This is a genomic window from Lacinutrix undariae, from assembly GCF_052934785.1.
This window is the reverse complement of record NZ_CM128809.1, coordinates 2,625,007-2,641,688: the sequence shown is the minus strand read 5'-3', so window position 1 is coordinate 2,641,688 and position 16,682 is coordinate 2,625,007. Positions and strand designations below refer to the sequence as shown.

Below are 16,682 nucleotides of genomic sequence, written 5' to 3'. Positions count from 1 at the left end.
ATGTTTAGTAAAGAAGAATCACGCCTATTACGAGAAGATTTTTGGACAAGTTTTGGAAAGTCTTTCCCAAGAAAATGGGTCTTGTACGACACAAAAATAAAAGGCTTTAGTTTTAAATTTCACTTTGATACTAAAACAGCTTTAGTTGCTTTAGATCTTGAAGATGATCTTGAAAACCGTATCACTTATTGGGAAAAACTGCAATCTATGAAAACCATTTTATTAGATGATTTTTTACCGGATGCCATTTTTGAAGAAGAATATTTTTTAGATAACACAAAAGAAATATCGCGTATTTATATTCCGTTAGAACAAAAAGTATCTATTCATAATAAAAATTCATGGCGAGATGTTATGGAGTTTTTTAACGAAAAAATGGATAAATTTGAACAGTTCTATCTTGAATATGAAGATTTCTTAAAAGCATAACAGCGACTAAAATTCCCAATTTCTTCCAGATTTAAATATTATTTTTATCAGATGAAAATTTTAATTATTGAAGACGAAAAAGACCTTCAAAATACCCTAGTAGAATCGCTTTTAAAAGAACAGTATGTTATTGAAACTGCTGATGATTTTCAAACAGCTATCGAAAAAATATCAGTGTATGATTACGACTGTATTTTATTAGATATCATGCTGCCTGGAGGAAGCGGGTTAGATATTCTACAGAAATTAAAAACGCAAGGGAAATCTGAAAATGTAATCATTATTTCGGCTAATAATTCTATTGATGATAAAGTAAATGGTTTAGCTTTGGGTGCCGATGATTATTTAACCAAACCGTTTCATATAGCAGAACTTACTGCTCGTATAAAAGCAGTATTCCGCAGAAATAATTTACAAGGAAAAAACAGTATCACACTTACAAATTTAACCTTAAATATTGACGACAGAACGTTAACTATTAATGGCGAATTAGTACATTTAAACCGAAAAGAATTTAATATTCTCAACTACTTTTTACTTAATAAAAACAGACTTATTACTAAAACAGCACTTGCTGAATATGTTTGGGGAGATCAAATTGATCAGGCAGATAATTTTGATTTTATTTACTATCAAATTAAAAATTTACGCAAAAAAAATACAACAATATGAAGCCGAAGTAAACATCACATCTGTTTACGGTGTTGGCTATAAACTTATTGAACAATGAAACTTTTAAACCGTTCTCTACTCCATCTTTCTGTTGGTTTCTTTGTAATTATTGGCATCTGGTCTGTGATTTTTTATTTCAATTTAAAAGACGAAATAAGAGATAGTATTGATGATGGTTTGGATAATAATAGGTTATTAATTATTCAAAAAATATATTCAGATGCTACACTATTAGAACAGGATAATTTTGGAGGGAATAATTTTGAAATTCATAAAACTAAAAAACACAACATTCTAGAACATAGAGATCTTTATAAAGATACTTTAATGTATCGCCAAAATGAAAATGATCTTGAGCCTGTACGTATATTACACACCGCCTTTTTGTATAAAAACGAGTATTATAAGCTAAAAGTTATTTCGTCTTTAGTAGAAGAAGATGATTTAATTGAAGATTCGTTTTGGAGTATAGTATGGTTATTTATAATATTAATTGGGAGTGTTTTCATTATAAATAATGTGATATTACGTCAGGTTTGGACCCCTTTTTACGACATTCTAGATCGTTTAAAAACCTATCGTTTACACAAAGATGAAACACCTATAAAAACGGCAACAAAAACTAGTGAATTTATAGAGTTACAAAATGCCGCAAATGCATTAATTGTACACTCAAAAGATTCTTATAATTCGCAAAAACAGTTTACCGAAAATGCCTCTCACGAATTACAAACGCCATTAGCAATCATTGCAAATAAGCTTGAACTTTTATTAGATTCTGAACATTTAGAGACTAAAGATGCTAATAGTATTGCCGATGTTTTACGTATTACACAAAGGTTAACGCAGCTTAATAAATCGTTATTATTACTCGCTAAAATTGAAAATAAACAGTTTGATAAGCCTGAGTTAATTTCAATAAATAAAAAAATTAAAGACCTTGTTACGCATTTTGAAGATTACACAGCGTTTAAAAATGTAAAAATAGATATACAATCATCTGTAAACTTAACCGCCTTTATTGATCCTATTTTAGCCGATATTCTTTTATCTAACTTAATTAAAAATGCGATTATTCATAATATTAGCTCTGGAGATATTCGTATTAAATTTTCTAAACAAAGCATTACGATTTGTAACACTGGAAAAGATAGAGCGCTACAATCGCAAACCATATTTAATCGTTTTCAAAAGGAATCTAATTCATCACAAAGTACAGGAATTGGTTTAGCGATAAGTAAATCTATAGCCGACTATTACAACGTACCTCTAACCTATCAGTTTATAGAAAACAGACATTGTTTTTCAATAGATTTTAAAAATTGTAGCACCCCAGCATAAATTCCAAATTGTTTCCAGAATTGCCGTCTACATTTGTATTATAATAAAAAACAGACGTTATGAAAACAACAAAATTATTTATGCTTGCCCTGTTTGCAACAGGATGTATTTACGCTCAAGATATTGAAGCAAACCAAGTCCCATCTGTAATTATCAACAACTTTAAAAAGGAATTTCCAAAAGCTAGTGATATAGAATGGGAACGCCAAGGAAGTCAATATAGTGTAGAGTTTGAAATTGGTTTTTACACCGATTATGAAGCTTGGTTTAACGCATCGGGTGATTTAATTAGATATGCTGAAGAAATGTCTAGAACAGATTTACCTCAAGAAATTAAAGATGCAATTACCAACCAATATCAAGGTTATAAAATTGATGATGCCATTAAATTTATTGAAAACAATATTGAAACTTACAGTGTAGAAATTGAAAGAGGTGATGACGAAAGAAACCTTTTATTTTCTAAAAACGGAAAACTAATATAACCCTAAAAACAACTTAATCATGAAAAAAGCAGCAACCATTTTAGCATTATTCGCTATCATTTTCACATCATGTTCTAATGACGATGACAACAATTCAAACGATAGTGAAATAGTATTAACAGAAGCGCAAATACCTAGTGAAATTACCGCATATATAGCGCAACATTTTCCTTCTAACACAACAAATACAGTTATTGAAGATACAGATGATAATGTAATTACTTATGAGGTTTACTTAAGTGAATCTGTGCAATTAGAGTTTAATAGTAATTTTGAAATTATAGAAATTGATAGTCTTTATCAATTACCAAATTCTGTAATTCCACAAGCTATTTTAGATTATGTCGTTTTAAATTACCCTACCAATTTTATTAATGGATGGGAATTAGAATACAATCACCAACAAATAGACTTAAACAACAATATAGAATTAGAGTTTGAAATGAACGGTGATTTTATAAGAATTGATAATGATTAAGTTAGACTTTAAACAATAGCTTATTTTATAACAAAAAAGAAGATTATGTTATACATAATCTTCTTTTTTGTTTGATATTATATCACGTAATTAAAAATCATTAAGAAATGACAAATTGCGCCACCAAGCACAAATAAATGCCAAATCACATGATTGTATGGTATTTTTTGAATGGAATAAAATAAAATTCCAATAGTATAAAATGCACCTCCTGCAAATAATAACATTAAACCATTATGATCAATACGATCGGAAAGTGTTGAAAAATCAAATACAATTAACCATCCCATTACTAAATATAATAAGGTTGAAAATATTTCAAATTTTCCGGTAAAAAATATTTTTAAAACCACTCCAAAAGCAGCAATTCCCCAAACTACCCAAAATAATACCCAACCTAAACTATCGGGTAACATGAGTAGTAAAACAGGTGTATAAGTTCCTGCGATAAGCATATAAATACTTATATGGTCTACAATTCTAAAATAATGTTTTCTTCTGTCACTTTTTACGGCGTGATAACAGGTTGAAGCCGTAAACAGAATAATAATTGAGAGTCCGTAAATACAAACACTAAATAATCCCCAAGGTGCATTTGATGTGATAGATTGTATCATTAAAACTAATCCAAAAACACCTAAAACAGCACCAATCCCATGACTCCATGCGTTTAATTTTTCTTCAAAAGGGGTTTGTATTCTCATTGTTTTTAGTTTTTAGTCGTTTGAGGTTTTGCCCATTTATCGGCAAGGTCATAAAAATCAAAATCCATTGCTGGTTCCTGACGTGATAATATTTGATTTTGAAAGGCGCGTTCCAGAATATCTTCAATTAAAAAATCTTCTTCAACTTCCATTGGATTAAATTCTTCTTTTAAAGAAATATTAAACAAACGTGCTGTTTTTTGAAACCAAAAGGCGCGCCAACCGCTACGCAATTCTTTAATAAGTGTAAAAGTTGTTTTTCCCGTTTGGCGGTGAATGAGTTTTACTAAAATCTGCCCTTCGGTTTTAGTAAGTTTTTTTAATTCGGCCGAAAATTCATCTTCTATATAACGCTGTACCATTTTAGCGTACTTTTTTTGATTTCGCTTACTATCTAAACTTTCTAAACGCTCAGTAAGTGAGGTTAATCTTTCGGCAGCTAACTTAGCATAAGGATAGACTTTTATTGTTTTTCGACGTAAAATTAAATACCGTCTTCGCTCCTCTTTATTGCCAAATTTTAATCGGTTTAATAAAATAACTTCATTTAGTTCAATTGCAGAGGTTGCTGTAGAGTCACCTTCTATAATAATGTATTTTACCGCTGTAGAATCTTGTGGTACAGGTTGAATTTGCGCTACAAGTACCGTGGTAAAAAAACAAAATAAAAGGGGGAATAACTTCATTATAATATAGGGCATCTAAAACTGTTCCAAAATTAATAATTTCAATTTTCTAAATATCAAAAAAGCACGTTTATATTTAAAATGTTCTTGTTTAATCCTGTTAAAATTAACACACAAAAAACCCACAAGAAAGATCTTGTGGGTTAGTTATAAAATAAAAACTAAGTGTGTTATAGTTTTTGTCGATTATCGTTAGAGTTTCTATCAATTAATTTATTGTAAGGATCTACACCAACCTCGGTAGGTTTTTCATCAACAATTATAGAAATTATATTATCTATTGTTGTGATTTTATGTTTTTGTAAATACAATTCGGTTTCTTTATTTTCCCCATCAACATCGGTAGTTGTAAAAATTCCTATATCAATATAATCTTGTAATGGTAACGATAATATTGGTCGTTTTTTTCCTTCAGCTAAATAAGAAATAGAATCATTATCTGTTTCAGAATAGTAAGGTTTACCCTTTTCGTTATTACGGTATTTACTCACGTTAAATTCGATATCAACTTTATACGTTCCGTTATCTAATTCGGTAGAAGTTACATCAACTATTTTATTATCATAAAGCGTAATCGTTTCAAACATATCCTTAATGACATACTGTAAACTATCTGGTGTTGCTTCTCTAATAAAGTTAACCATATCAATAGATGTGGTGTATGGAGCGTCTTGAAATTTCACTTTTTCTACATACTTTTTAAGCGCATTATTCAATACATCTTCACCAATATAATCACTTAGAGCATAAAATACCAACGACCCTTTTTGGTAACGAATATACCCTTGCCCGTCGTTATACATTAGTGCATTTTCACGCAGACTTTCAAAAGTACGTTGCGTTAAATAATCATCTAAAGATTTCTTTAAAAACTTACGCATTTGCGTTTTTCCTAATTGTTCTTCTAACACTTTTAGTGCTACATATTCCGATAAACTTTCTGATAGCATTGTAGCTCCCAAAACATCGGCTCCAATAACTTGATGTGCCCACCATTGATGCGCCACTTCGTGTACCGTAATCGCATAAGTATAATCTACTCCTCCACTTTCTTTATCATCATCTACATCTGCAATAAAACCAGCATCTCCTGCAAATGGAATGGTGTTTGGAAACGACTGCGCGTAACTTCCGCTAGGAAATTCAACAATACGTAATTGTTTGTGTTGATACGGACTAAAATTCTTACTGTTATAAGCTAACGAAGCTTTCATCCCATCCATCATACGGTCTAAATTATACTCGTGCCCTTTATGGTAATAAATTTCTAGTTTTACGTCATTCCATGTATCGCGTTTCACTTCATATTTAGCCGAATTAAAAGCAAAGAAATTTAAGATTTTACTATCCATTTTATAATGAAAATAGCGACGTCCGTCTTTTACCCATTCTTTTTGTAAATATCCTGGAGCGATTGCTATTTGGTCTTCCGAAGTAGAAACTGTAGCTTCAAAATCTATCCAATCACTATCCTTTGAAATATAAGTATTTCCTAAAGCTGTAGAATCAGACGGTTTACTTTTAGAAGTATTTGGTGGTAAATCGTACTTTTCACGCGTTTTTTTATCGCTTAATTCTTGACTAGAACTATACCCAAAACTTGGAAATAATCCCATGTTTGTTATAAAAGTTCCGTTTCCAGTAATTGGCGAATTTGTAGTAAGTACCGTGTTTGGTTTGTTTTTTAATGCGAAATGAAAATTTAAAGTATCGCCAGGTAATAACGGTTGTTTTAACTCATAAATATCAAAATCATATATGGTATCTTCCAATACTAAAGCTGCTTCTTTATCAAACTCAAAAGTACTTGGATATTCGTTATGCGCTAAATATAAACTATCAATCGCAGCGTCTGTTTTATTAACCATTATATAATCTCCAGTCGCACTAAAATCTCTAGTGTTTGGAAAGATATTAAAGTCCGTTTTCACGGAAACAATACGTGGTTGTAACGCATTTTCATATTTCTTATACGTTTTTTCCCAATCTACACGTAACTGCTCAACTTCTTTTGAAGAGTATTTTGTGTTTTGAATATTGGTTTCATTAAAAATTGAAAATCCAACAGCAAAAAAGGCTAGTAAAAACACCCCTAAAGCAATAGCTACAGGAGGTGTTAATCTTGTTTTAGCTATTTGAATACGCTCTTTAAACGAATGTGGTAAACCACGTACCCAAAATAAAGTACTCACAATCATAAACACTACACCAAGTAAAATCCAATAGAATTTATAAAGCATATATCTACTTAATGAATCGCCGTAACCATTCATATCATTATAACTAAAACCAGCACCTTGATTATATTTAAAAATAGCTTGCTCCACACCTGCTAATGATAATAATGGCAACCCAATAGAGATTACAATCATTACAAATAAACCTAAATATGGATTTCTTATTAAGGTTTGAATTAATAAAGCTAAAAATGCCCAAATCATATAATTTAGTAATCTTAAACCGAATAATTCTTTAATATATAAGCCTATTTCAATATCAAAATAACTGCTATATAATTGGAATAAAATCCCCGAAACCATAATTACAGATAATAGCAATAATTGCATTTTTATAAGCGCTATAAATTTAGATAAAAATAACGTCCAATTTGGTATTGGAGTGACATCTTCAATCACATTAATCATAGAAATTTCACTTCTATTAACAAGCATTCCTGCGTATAAAAATGTACACAAATTAATAGCAACTACAAACGCTCCTCCTCCTCTTAGCATACGCCAAGTTCTAGGATATGTTGGTGTTCCGTAAGGGTTACTAAAATCTGATAACGCAATTAAAACAATTAGTAATCCTACTAAAACAATAGCTATAAACGGCCAACTTTTTACAATATATTTAAATTCTATATTAGAAATTCGCCATGTAGTTTTTAAATTCTGAATAACAGAATAATCGTAAGTTACTTTTGGAAGTTTAATACGTGTAACGCCACCAAAATTGCTTTTTGTTGAACGTACACCTTTTTGCTTTCTAAATGAAAATGAAATAGCATTCTGACTAAAAGAGAACACTTTATATACAAAACCGAAAATTAAACTTGAAACTGCTAACCAAATTAAACGGTTATATAAAATCAATTCTTTTATAGGTAAATGTTGTTCGTTTTGCTCAGAAACCGTCCAATATCTAGTATAATATGATACGGCAGAAGAACCATAAGGATCTAATAATGCTGCAAGATATCTGTTGTCTGGATTTGAAAGAAAGCTCTCACTTAATCCTTGTACAAACATTAATAAAATAACGGTTATAAAACCCGCAGCTATATTCCGTGTAAACGTTACAACAGCAAAAACAATTGCTCCAAACAGTAAAATATTTGGTAAAATAAATAACCAATATGAATTAAAATATGAGGTGATATCAAAAGAAGTTACAAGCTCTGAGTTGGTTCCTGGAAGTCTAAAACCTATCATCATTCCTAAACCTACAAACAGCACCACACAGGTAACAATAAGTATTGAACTGAAAAATTTAGCAAATAAATAATTAGCTTTTGTAAACGGATACGAGTATAAAATGGTGTGCATTTCGCATTTGTAATCGCGATATACAGAAACCCCAATTATAGATGGAAATAAAAAGAAAATCAACATGGATAAACCGTTAAATAAATTGTTTACCCCCATTGGAGAGTTTACAATTCTAGATGATCCAGTTGTTGCCGTAATACTATCAAATATTCCGGCAGTTGTAGCCGACATAAAGATGGCTAATATGAAAAATATAATGGTATAAATGTAAAATGCAGGACGTTTGATCCAGTATTTTAATTCATGAAAAAATATAGTAGAAAACATATGTGTACGTTTTAAATATTAATTAAAAATTAGCTCAATACAGGTTCGTCCTCTTTTAAGGCTATAAAATACACGTCGTCTAATTGTGCTTCTGAGTTTTTAAAATGTTCGTCTGGTTGCTCATCAGCAAACACTCTAATATTTAAAGTATTGTCTTCGTTATAGTTTGAAGAAAGTACGTTGTATTTTACTTCATGAGCTTCAAGATCATCTCTATCAATAATTTTAGTCCAAATACGACCTACTAATTCTTGGCGTGCTTTTGATGGTGTGGTTTGTTTTAAAACTCTACCTCCATTTACAATCGCCATATTGTTACATAATTCTTTAACATCTTCTACAATATGTGTCGAAAATATAACCGTTGAGTTGGTACCAACTTCGCGTAAAACATTTAAAAAACGGTGTCTTTCTGCAGGATCTAATCCGGCAGTTGGCTCGTCAACAATAATTAATTTAGGATTGTTTAATAGTAATTGTGCAATTCCGAAACGTTGTTTCATTCCTCCCGAATATCCTGCAACATACTTTTTACGCATATCGTAAAGGTTGGTAATTTCTAAAACTTCTTTCACTAAAGCTGCTCGATCTGTTTTAGATTTCACCCCTTTTAATGTCGCAAAATAGTCTAATAAATCTTCGGCAGACATTTTAGGATAAACCCCAAAAGATTGCGGTAAATATCCTAGCACTTTTCGTAATGCCATGTTGTCTTCTAAAACATTAATATCTCCAAAAGTTATAGTTCCAGAATCTGGACTCTGTAAAGTCGCGATAGTTCGCATTAAGGATGATTTCCCTGCTCCATTAGGTCCTAACAATCCAAACATTCCTGTTCCAATTTCAAGGTTTAAATTATCAATAGCTTTTACACCATTTTTATATGTTTTGGATAAATTATTAATGACTAACTTCATGAAATATCGGTTTTTAAAATTCTACATTCAGTTTTATAAGTATCTAAAAACAACTATTTGTTACAAAAAATCTCATGCATTATTCAATAACTGAATAAAACCCTTTATTTTTACACTAATTATGTGAAAACTGTTTTTAGTTTTTCACATGCTTTTTACAACTTTACAAAAAACATAAATAATGGCAACTAAAAGTATACTGAATGAAAAGTCTATGGACTTTTTAGAAAAATATTTAAACAATGCAGCGCCTACGGGCTACGAATGGGAAGGACAAAAAATATGGATGGATTATTTAAAGCCATATGTTGATGAATTTATTACCGATACCTACGGAAGTGCAGTTGGTGTAATTAACCCAGAAGCAAAATATAAAGTAGTAATTGAAGGACATGCCGATGAAATTTCTTGGTATGTAAATTATATTACTGATAACGGATTAATTTACGTGATTAGAAACGGTGGTAGTGATCACCAAATTGCGCCAAGTAAAATTGTAAACATCCATACTAAAAAAGGTATCGTAAAAGGTGTTTTTGGATGGCCAGCAATACATACACGTAATAAAGCTAATGAAGAAACTCCAAAACCAGACAATATTACTATTGATGTTGGAGCAAAAGATAAAGCTGAAGTTGAAAAAATGGGTGTTCACGTTGGATGCGTTATTACTTACCCAGATGAATTTCATGTGTTAAATGGCGATAAGTTTGTTTGTCGTGCATTGGATAACAGAATGGGTGGTTTTATGATTGCTGAAGTAGCGCGTTTACTTAAAGAAAATAAGAAAACACTTCCTTTTGGACTATACATTACCAACTCTGTACAAGAAGAAATTGGATTACGTGGTGCCGAAATGATTGCACAAACTATTAAGCCAAATGTAGCGATTGTTACCGATGTAACTCACGATACAACTACACCAATGATCGAAATGAAAAAAGAAGGTCACTTGGAGCTTGGTTTAGGTCCAGTAATAGCTTATGCTCCTGCTGTACAACAAAAATTAAGAGATTTAATTACAGATACTGCTGAAGAGAAAGCAATTCCTTTTCAACGTTCTGCCCTATCTCGTGCTACCGGAACTGATACCGATGCTTTTGCTTACAGTAGCGGAGGTGTTGCTTCGGCATTAATTTCTTTACCATTACGCTACATGCATACTACGGTTGAAATGGTACATCGTGAAGATGTTGAAAATGTAATAAAATTGATTTATGAATCTTTATTAAAAATTGAAGAAGGCGAAACGTTTTCTTATTTTAAATAAGATTCCACATATATTTATTAGAAAAGGCTATCCAATTACGGATAGCCTTTTTAATTATCTAAAACTTAACTTCTATAAAATTTCTACTCTGAAACCTTAAATTCTAGTTTTGTAGAGTGCGCTTCTATCTCCGTTTTATTCAATAGCATTTTTCTAAATTCTCCATTAATATACATTTCAGCTTGATCGTTATAATGTTTACTAAACGGGTTTCCAGATTGTCCTGTTGGCAGAATACTTAAGCTATTTTCTACATCCGAAAAATCTATAACACGTCGTGTTGATGGTCCTGCTTTACTTTCATAAATCCCTGAATCGGTTTGAGAAAACATTATATTATTTATCACTTCATTTGAACCTTCTGCAGGAAATGGTCCCACATTAAAAAAGGGTTTTAAAGCTTCAACAGCACTTAAGGCATGACCATGTTCTAGCGTGTGAACTTTTCCCCAAGTCCATAAATTCACATCTGCACCTAATTGATTATTTAAAGCAGCAACAGTTTCTTTTAAAGATTGTGTAAGAATTTTACTTTTTGTTTCCTTTTCACTTGTCGCAATATTATCCCACCAAACAGAGGTATCATTATGCAACTGTTTTGCAATGGTTCTTTTTAGTAAATGTGTTGTTAAAAATTGCTTAAAATAAGTATCTCCTAATTCGTCTTTATACGTGTTTTCTAAATATCGAAAAACAAATTTGGTATAAATTGTAGGCGCAACTTCATTGGTATTACTATTACCTTTCCATATTTTTAGGATCTGAAAAGCTTGTTTTTCCGAAGCATTTAAATCTTCTTCATTTATATATTTAGATATTTCCTTAATAATTTCAAGAGAAACAGGTGATGTTACATCATTCATCATTTCAGAAATAGTTGTTTTATTCCAATCGTTTTTAGGCTCTAATAATTGTACAATACGTTTGGCGCGATTTTCAGATAAATAATAACCAGGATACAGTTTATTTGCCACAGAATCTGGTTGATTATTTGCAGAATACACATAACCATAATCCGGATTTTGAGCCATGGGGTTGTGACTAAAATCTAAGTAATCTACAATATCATCTTCTCCGTTAGCACCATTCAAAATAAATTTAGAATTTACATGTGATTTATGTGTATATAATTTTGCACTTGCCCACCAAGCAACATTTCCTTTAGCATCTCCGTACATAATATTTAATCCGGGAGCATGAATTAAAGCCGTTCCTTCTTTAACATCTTGCATATTTTTTGCGTGAGAAATTTTGTACAATGCGTCTAATGTTTTGTTCTCTAATTTTGTATAAATCCACTGAATGGCTATCGGGTTTTCTTCTTCAATCTCATTTTGAACATTATTCATTATTGGACCGTGATATGTGCTTTTTACTACTAAATCAATTGGGTCTTTATCTTTAACCTTAATTTGTTTTGTAGTGTATGTATAGTTCTGATATCCTGTAGCCGTTTTATAAAGTGTAGAATCTGTTGGATGATTTTCTTCACGATAAAAATCGATATCATCATTTTCAAACATCGTCATTCCGTAAGCTAAATCACGATTATGTCCTAAAAGCGGAAACGGAACGCCTGCAATAAAATAGCCGTAAATTTCATAATCTGGCGTATTAATATGTGCTTCGTACCAAACAGAAGGTTGCGCATATGCGATGTGTGGATCGTTAGCAAAAATCACATTACCAGATTTGGTTTTACTTGGTGACACCACCCAACTATTACTTCCTATAAACGGAGGAATTGGAAGTGTTTCACTAATAGTATTAATGTTTTGGGTAATAGCAGTTAAAACCGATTCTGGGATTGTACTATTACTCTTAATTGTGGTGCCGTTAGTGTTTGGATTAACATCTAAATCTAATAAATAAGTACCTCCTAATTGTTGTTTAATATTAGTTAGTAAGGGATCAGTTTTTTGAGCTTGAGCAAAACTAAATGCCATATAACCAAATACACTATACATATCTTTAAGTGTAAAATGTTCCTTTTTTACACCAGCCAAAGTAAATTCTATTGGCGTTGCACCTTCATCTATAAATTGATTTACACCGTTTAAATATGCCATAGCTTCTTTATACGGTAAACCATTTTTATCTAATTTACTTATTGCAATTTCTGTAGCTTCATCAATAGATAGGGTTTTAAAAAACGCATCGGTTTCAATAAGTTTCTCTCCTAAAATTTCAGATAAATTACCTGGAGCAATACGCTTCATTAACTCCATTTGCCACAAACGATCTTGTGCGTGTAAATACCCTAAACTTGTCATAGCATCTATAGTATTATTTGCATAAATATGCGGAATTCCATAACTATCAATATATGCTGTGGTTGGTGAAGAAACATCTTTTAAATCTATATTTCCCGAAAGTTTTGGTTTTAAAGAATTGATATAGATGAATACACCTCCGATCAATACGATTAATAGTATTAGAAGATACTTAATTGCTTTTTTCATTATTAGTTAGTCTTAGATTGTCAATTTCGTAAATATAACATCTTTTACAGCTAACTTTATTAAATTTGTTATTCTAACTATTCAAAAAAAAACAAATTTTAACGATGGAAGAATATATTGATATTGTTACTGAAACAGGACAAGCAACAAATAGAACAGCGTTAAAAAAAGACATACATAAAAAAGGACATTACCATAATACAGCTCATATTTGGTTTTACACTAAAAATGGCGGTGTTTTATTAGCGCAACGTGCAGCAAGTAAAGTTATTTATCCGCTATTATGGGATGTTTCGGTTGCTGGACATGTTGATGCTGGAGAAAGTATTGAAGCTGCAGCAATTAGAGAAACCAAGGAAGAAATTGGACTAGATATTACAATTGAAGAGTTACAAAAAATCGGGATTTCAGAAAGTTTTCAAACTTATGAAAATGGTATTATTGATAATGAGTTTCATCACACGTTTCTTGTAGAACTTACGGAGCCATTATTAAAATTAAAACCCCAACTTGAAGAAGTTGAGGCCTTAAAAATTGTCCCGTTTGATTCTTTAATCTCCCTTATAGATAATAGTAACTCAAATATGCATTTTGTGTCATCAAACAGGACGTACTATAATTTTGTTTTTGATGAAATTTTGAAAAAACTATCTAGATAGTATTGATTTCATCATTTTATTTATGCCTTTATCGGCGTTTTTAATACTCTTTTTAGTCACCGAAATATCAACTCGTAATTTATTATTAGGATTTGATAACCACTCTTCCATAGCCATTTTCCCTTTTGATTGGTTAATGGTTCGTGAAGTGACGGCTACGTTTTCTGGACAGTTTACCACTTCGGCAATTTCTGTATTAGTTAAACGATCTCTATACATCATAAACACACTCTCGGATGAACGGATGTGTTCGTAATCGTATCTGTCGCCACCACGTAAGCTTTGACCAGTATAACAATCGGTATACAATGCGATTCCATCTCCTCCTCTTATTACAGCAGCTTGATGCATTTGAGATTTTACTTTATTGAAAAGTAGGTCTATTTCTGTGCGGTGATATGGACGGGTTGGGTTTGGCATAGTGGGTTGTTATTTAGTAACACTTAGTTCTAATACCATTTGTCTATCAGAGTTTAAATTATAGCGCTTAGCATATCGATTTAACATTTTTCGTTCAATATCACCAATGCTACCTTCTTCTAATAGCATCTTAAATTCTTCGATATAGTTTAACTCATCTTCATTAAACATCAACTCTTCTTCTATTTGTAAAGCTTCAGATGGAGTTAAACCATAATGTTTGATTTTTCTATTTAATAGTTTTCTTTCTACATCATCAATAATATTATCATCTTCTAACATAAATAATACTTCTTCTTTGTACTTTTCAATATTTACATTTGAATTATCCACATCTACTTTTATTTCAGAAAGATTCTTTTCTAATAAATCTGTATTTTCAAAATCAACAGAAATTATCCATTCAAAACTCGTTTTTGAATTTACATTTATCTCATGTTCTTTATTATATTTAACATTAACTTTAGGTAACAACAACCTTAATTCAGCATTTACATTAATAATCTCTTGATTTGAAATAATTTGATTTTGAACACTAGTAATAGTTTCTTTATGTTGACGAATATTACCTGTCAACCTTTGTTCTGCTAGCCTTTGCCAACTAATGTCTGTTTTGTACCAATTTAAGGTTTCAGGAATATATGGTGCCTTTGTAGGTGAAAAATATTGAGTTTTCTCAATTTTTATTTTTTTATCTGTTAAATTATTTATGTTAGAAACCTGTTCTTTATTTAATTCCCCTGTTGTTATCTTATTATTAGCTTCTACCTCAAGATTTGAATTCAATTTTTCATTCTGCTCTATTGAATCGTTTTTACTTGATATAATTTCAATCTTTGTTGCTCCTAAGCATTGTAATAAGTAAGTAAATTCATTAACTCTATCATAAAAAAGATCTTGTTGAAAATCTTTTAAAGGAATATAAAAATCTTGTTTTAAAGGATGACAAGTATAAACTTCATTAACATGTGGATGACCTATTGGGAAGTTTAATCTATCTGGAATTTCATCATTTTTAATAACTATTAAATCATTTTTCAACGTATTGTATATATCATTACTGGCGAAAAGTAATTTCCTCTTTTCATATGGAATATTTATAAAATCTTTTTTTATTTCAATATAAGCCTCTTCTTTTAAAACATTAACAGCTCTTATATTATCTTCCTCTATAAAATTCTCTTCAGAATACGCATAACAGTTTATAGCTTTTAATATTTCTCCTTTATTAAATAAAATATCTCCTTTAATTTTATGTGCATTTGGAGAAGTATCACCAAGTTTATTACACAATTCAATCATTTTATTTATTGTAAATAAAGATTCTTTTATTTCACCAGATTTTTCTAATAATATTGCTTTATTTTTATAATAAAACCATAAATCATTAGAATCTATATCATACTTCTTTGAATAGTTATCTAGTAAGCGAATTCCTTCTTTAAATTCTTTTCTTTCAATACTTACAGTAATTTCTTTCTCTTTTTCTTTTTTTTCTAAGCTTGCATCAAGTGATTTTCTAGAGGTATAATCATTTATTTCATTAAATAAGTCAACCAGTAAATCTGCCGATTTTTCATCATTAGTTCCAAACCTATTTAACGGTATATCTGTTACAGATGTTCCTTCTTTTTCAAAAAAACGTAATATATAATACTCATCATCTCCTTCATTTATTAAAAATAAATTCACATAATCTATTTCATTCCAATTTATAAATATAGGTTTATCTGGCTGTTTATTTGTTCCCGTTGTTTCTTCTGAATACAATGTAACTAAACCATCAATTGTAAGTATTGCTATGCGATAATGATTTCTATCCTCTCTCCAAATACTATCAGATTTTTCAACTATTTCATTTAAAAAAACTAAATACATTTCTGAATTAATAGTTAATAAATCTTGTCCTTTATTAAGATCTTCATATGCTTTATTTATTTTATTTATTAAATAATTTAAAGTATTTCTTTCTATATTTAAATTATAATCTTTATCAATTTCGTAAATGTTTCCATAAAAATTTGATATTGATTTTTTTTCAATAAAATTACTATTAATTATATTTAAAACTTCCTTCATTTCTTAACTTAAATTAATTTATACTCCAAATATCCCAAGCTCAAATACCCTTCAGGTTTTAAGTCAATACCGTGAACTCTAATAAATGCTTTACGTAATTTCTCTGCCTCGTCAAAAGGGTTAGAAAACATGGTACTCATCTGTACAGATAAGCCAGCATCTACATATTCACCTTGTACGTTTATTGGGCGTTTAATTTTTATTTCGAATGTTGCCATATTTTATATTTATTCGCACACCAAATCATCCTCAGAAATCT

14 protein-coding genes and 1 pseudogene are annotated in these 16,682 nt (G+C 30.5%); 7 read left to right on the top strand and 8 right to left on the bottom strand.

Translation table 11 applies throughout. The features are described from left to right. From ACU4C5_RS11820 to ACU4C5_RS11800, 5 genes and pseudogenes are all read left to right on the top strand, one after another. On the top strand, positions 1 to 429 hold the full coding sequence (locus ACU4C5_RS11820) for a DUF4268 domain-containing protein (protein WP_446844415.1): 429 nt from the start codon (positions 1 to 3) through the stop codon (positions 427 to 429). A 51-nt stretch (positions 430 to 480) separates the two neighbouring features. Further along, positions 481 to 1,159, top strand: a pseudogene (locus ACU4C5_RS11815) (response regulator transcription factor). Continuing rightward, positions 1,156 to 2,442 carry a sensor histidine kinase gene (locus ACU4C5_RS11810; protein WP_446844414.1) on the top strand — a complete coding sequence of 429 codons (1,287 nt, stop codon included), beginning with the start codon at positions 1,156 to 1,158 and terminating at the stop codon, positions 2,440 to 2,442. Before ACU4C5_RS11815 ends, ACU4C5_RS11810 begins: the two are co-directional and overlap by 4 nt. Positions 2,443 to 2,501: 59 nt before the next feature. Beyond that, positions 2,502 to 2,927 carry a PepSY-like domain-containing protein gene (locus ACU4C5_RS11805; RefSeq protein ID WP_446844413.1) on the top strand — a complete coding sequence of 142 codons (426 nt, stop codon included), beginning with the start codon at positions 2,502 to 2,504 and terminating at the stop codon, positions 2,925 to 2,927. A gap of 19 nt (positions 2,928 to 2,946) precedes the next feature. Then, complete coding sequence (locus ACU4C5_RS11800; RefSeq protein ID WP_446844412.1) at positions 2,947 to 3,405, top strand: PepSY-like domain-containing protein; 459 nt, start codon at positions 2,947 to 2,949, stop codon at positions 3,403 to 3,405. Positions 3,406 to 3,482: 77 nt separating this feature from the next. Here the strand turns inward: ACU4C5_RS11800 and trhA are convergent, their stop codons facing one another. The 4 genes from trhA to ACU4C5_RS11780 all read right to left on the bottom strand — a co-directional run bounded on the left by trhA (position 3,483) and on the right by ACU4C5_RS11780 (position 9,533). After that, complete coding sequence (trhA, locus tag ACU4C5_RS11795) at positions 3,483 to 4,109, bottom strand: PAQR family membrane homeostasis protein TrhA (RefSeq protein ID WP_446844411.1); 627 nt, start codon at positions 4,107 to 4,109, stop codon at positions 3,483 to 3,485. 5 nt (positions 4,110 to 4,114) lie between these two features. Further along, positions 4,115 to 4,795, bottom strand: a complete 681-nt coding sequence (locus ACU4C5_RS11790) for a DUF4294 domain-containing protein (protein WP_446844410.1) — start codon at positions 4,793 to 4,795, stop codon at positions 4,115 to 4,117. A gap of 170 nt (positions 4,796 to 4,965) precedes the next feature. Next, on the bottom strand, positions 4,966 to 8,616 hold the full coding sequence (locus tag ACU4C5_RS11785; RefSeq protein ID WP_446844409.1) for an ABC transporter permease/M1 family aminopeptidase: 3,651 nt from the start codon (positions 8,614 to 8,616) through the stop codon (positions 4,966 to 4,968). A 29-nt stretch (positions 8,617 to 8,645) separates the two neighbouring features. Beyond that, on the bottom strand, positions 8,646 to 9,533 hold the full coding sequence (locus ACU4C5_RS11780) for an ABC transporter ATP-binding protein (protein ID WP_446844408.1): 888 nt from the start codon (positions 9,531 to 9,533) through the stop codon (positions 8,646 to 8,648). Positions 9,534 to 9,714: 181 nt separating this feature from the next. Here ACU4C5_RS11780 and ACU4C5_RS11775 point away from each other — a divergent pair, with 181 nt between their 5' ends. After that, positions 9,715 to 10,803: a M42 family metallopeptidase gene (locus ACU4C5_RS11775; protein WP_446844407.1), complete on the top strand. Its 1,089-nt coding sequence runs from the start codon at positions 9,715 to 9,717 to the stop codon at positions 10,801 to 10,803. Positions 10,804 to 10,886: 83 nt separating this feature from the next. Here the strand turns inward: ACU4C5_RS11775 and ACU4C5_RS11770 are convergent, their stop codons facing one another. Beyond that, on the bottom strand, positions 10,887 to 13,265 hold the full coding sequence (locus tag ACU4C5_RS11770; RefSeq protein WP_446844406.1) for a penicillin acylase family protein: 2,379 nt from the start codon (positions 13,263 to 13,265) through the stop codon (positions 10,887 to 10,889). 104 nt (positions 13,266 to 13,369) lie between these two features. Between ACU4C5_RS11770 and ACU4C5_RS11765 the strand changes: the two genes are divergently transcribed. Then, positions 13,370 to 13,924, top strand: a complete 555-nt coding sequence (locus ACU4C5_RS11765) for an NUDIX hydrolase (protein WP_446844405.1) — start codon at positions 13,370 to 13,372, stop codon at positions 13,922 to 13,924. On the opposite strand, the gene ACU4C5_RS11760 is transcribed toward ACU4C5_RS11765, so the two are convergent. Genes ACU4C5_RS11760 through ACU4C5_RS11750 form a run of 3 tightly spaced genes read right to left on the bottom strand, consistent with a single transcriptional unit; the run spans position 13,913 to position 16,641 of the window. Next, positions 13,913 to 14,344 carry a hypothetical protein gene (locus tag ACU4C5_RS11760; protein WP_446844404.1) on the bottom strand — a complete coding sequence of 144 codons (432 nt, stop codon included), beginning with the start codon at positions 14,342 to 14,344 and terminating at the stop codon, positions 13,913 to 13,915. The genes ACU4C5_RS11765 and ACU4C5_RS11760 overlap by 12 nt on opposite strands. A 9-nt stretch (positions 14,345 to 14,353) precedes the next feature. Next, positions 14,354 to 16,423, bottom strand: a complete 2,070-nt coding sequence (locus ACU4C5_RS11755; RefSeq protein WP_446844403.1) for a hypothetical protein — start codon at positions 16,421 to 16,423, stop codon at positions 14,354 to 14,356. 8 nt (positions 16,424 to 16,431) lie between these two features. Then, positions 16,432 to 16,641, bottom strand: coding sequence for a DUF6140 family protein (locus ACU4C5_RS11750; RefSeq protein WP_446844402.1), 210 nt, complete (start codon positions 16,639 to 16,641; stop codon positions 16,432 to 16,434). Positions 16,642 to 16,682 lie beyond the last annotated feature (41 nt).

What these genes read in the sequence shown, in the direction of transcription:
- ACU4C5_RS11810 (WP_446844414.1), top strand. Translation starts at nt 1,156, where the DNA reads ATGAAACTTTTAAACCGTTCTCTACTCCATCTTTCTGTTGGTTTCTTT.
- ACU4C5_RS11785 (WP_446844409.1), bottom strand. Translation starts at nt 8,616, where the DNA reads ATGTTTTCTACTATATTTTTTCATGAATTAAAATACTGGATCAAACGT.
- ACU4C5_RS11775 (WP_446844407.1), top strand. Translation starts at nt 9,715, where the DNA reads ATGGCAACTAAAAGTATACTGAATGAAAAGTCTATGGACTTTTTAGAA.
- ACU4C5_RS11820 (WP_446844415.1), top strand. Translation starts at nt 1, where the DNA reads ATGTTTAGTAAAGAAGAATCACGCCTATTACGAGAAGATTTTTGGACA.
- ACU4C5_RS11760 (WP_446844404.1), bottom strand. Translation starts at nt 14,344, where the DNA reads ATGCCAAACCCAACCCGTCCATATCACCGCACAGAAATAGACCTACTT.
- ACU4C5_RS11770 (WP_446844406.1), bottom strand. Translation starts at nt 13,265, where the DNA reads ATGAAAAAAGCAATTAAGTATCTTCTAATACTATTAATCGTATTGATC.
- ACU4C5_RS11750 (WP_446844402.1), bottom strand. Translation starts at nt 16,641, where the DNA reads ATGGCAACATTCGAAATAAAAATTAAACGCCCAATAAACGTACAAGGT.
- ACU4C5_RS11790 (WP_446844410.1), bottom strand. Translation starts at nt 4,795, where the DNA reads ATGAAGTTATTCCCCCTTTTATTTTGTTTTTTTACCACGGTACTTGTA.
- ACU4C5_RS11765 (WP_446844405.1), top strand. Translation starts at nt 13,370, where the DNA reads ATGGAAGAATATATTGATATTGTTACTGAAACAGGACAAGCAACAAAT.
- ACU4C5_RS11800 (WP_446844412.1), top strand. Translation starts at nt 2,947, where the DNA reads ATGAAAAAAGCAGCAACCATTTTAGCATTATTCGCTATCATTTTCACA.
- ACU4C5_RS11805 (WP_446844413.1), top strand. Translation starts at nt 2,502, where the DNA reads ATGAAAACAACAAAATTATTTATGCTTGCCCTGTTTGCAACAGGATGT.
- ACU4C5_RS11755 (WP_446844403.1), bottom strand. Translation starts at nt 16,423, where the DNA reads ATGAAGGAAGTTTTAAATATAATTAATAGTAATTTTATTGAAAAAAAA.
- trhA (WP_446844411.1), bottom strand. Translation starts at nt 4,109, where the DNA reads ATGAGAATACAAACCCCTTTTGAAGAAAAATTAAACGCATGGAGTCAT.
- ACU4C5_RS11780 (WP_446844408.1), bottom strand. Translation starts at nt 9,533, where the DNA reads ATGAAGTTAGTCATTAATAATTTATCCAAAACATATAAAAATGGTGTA.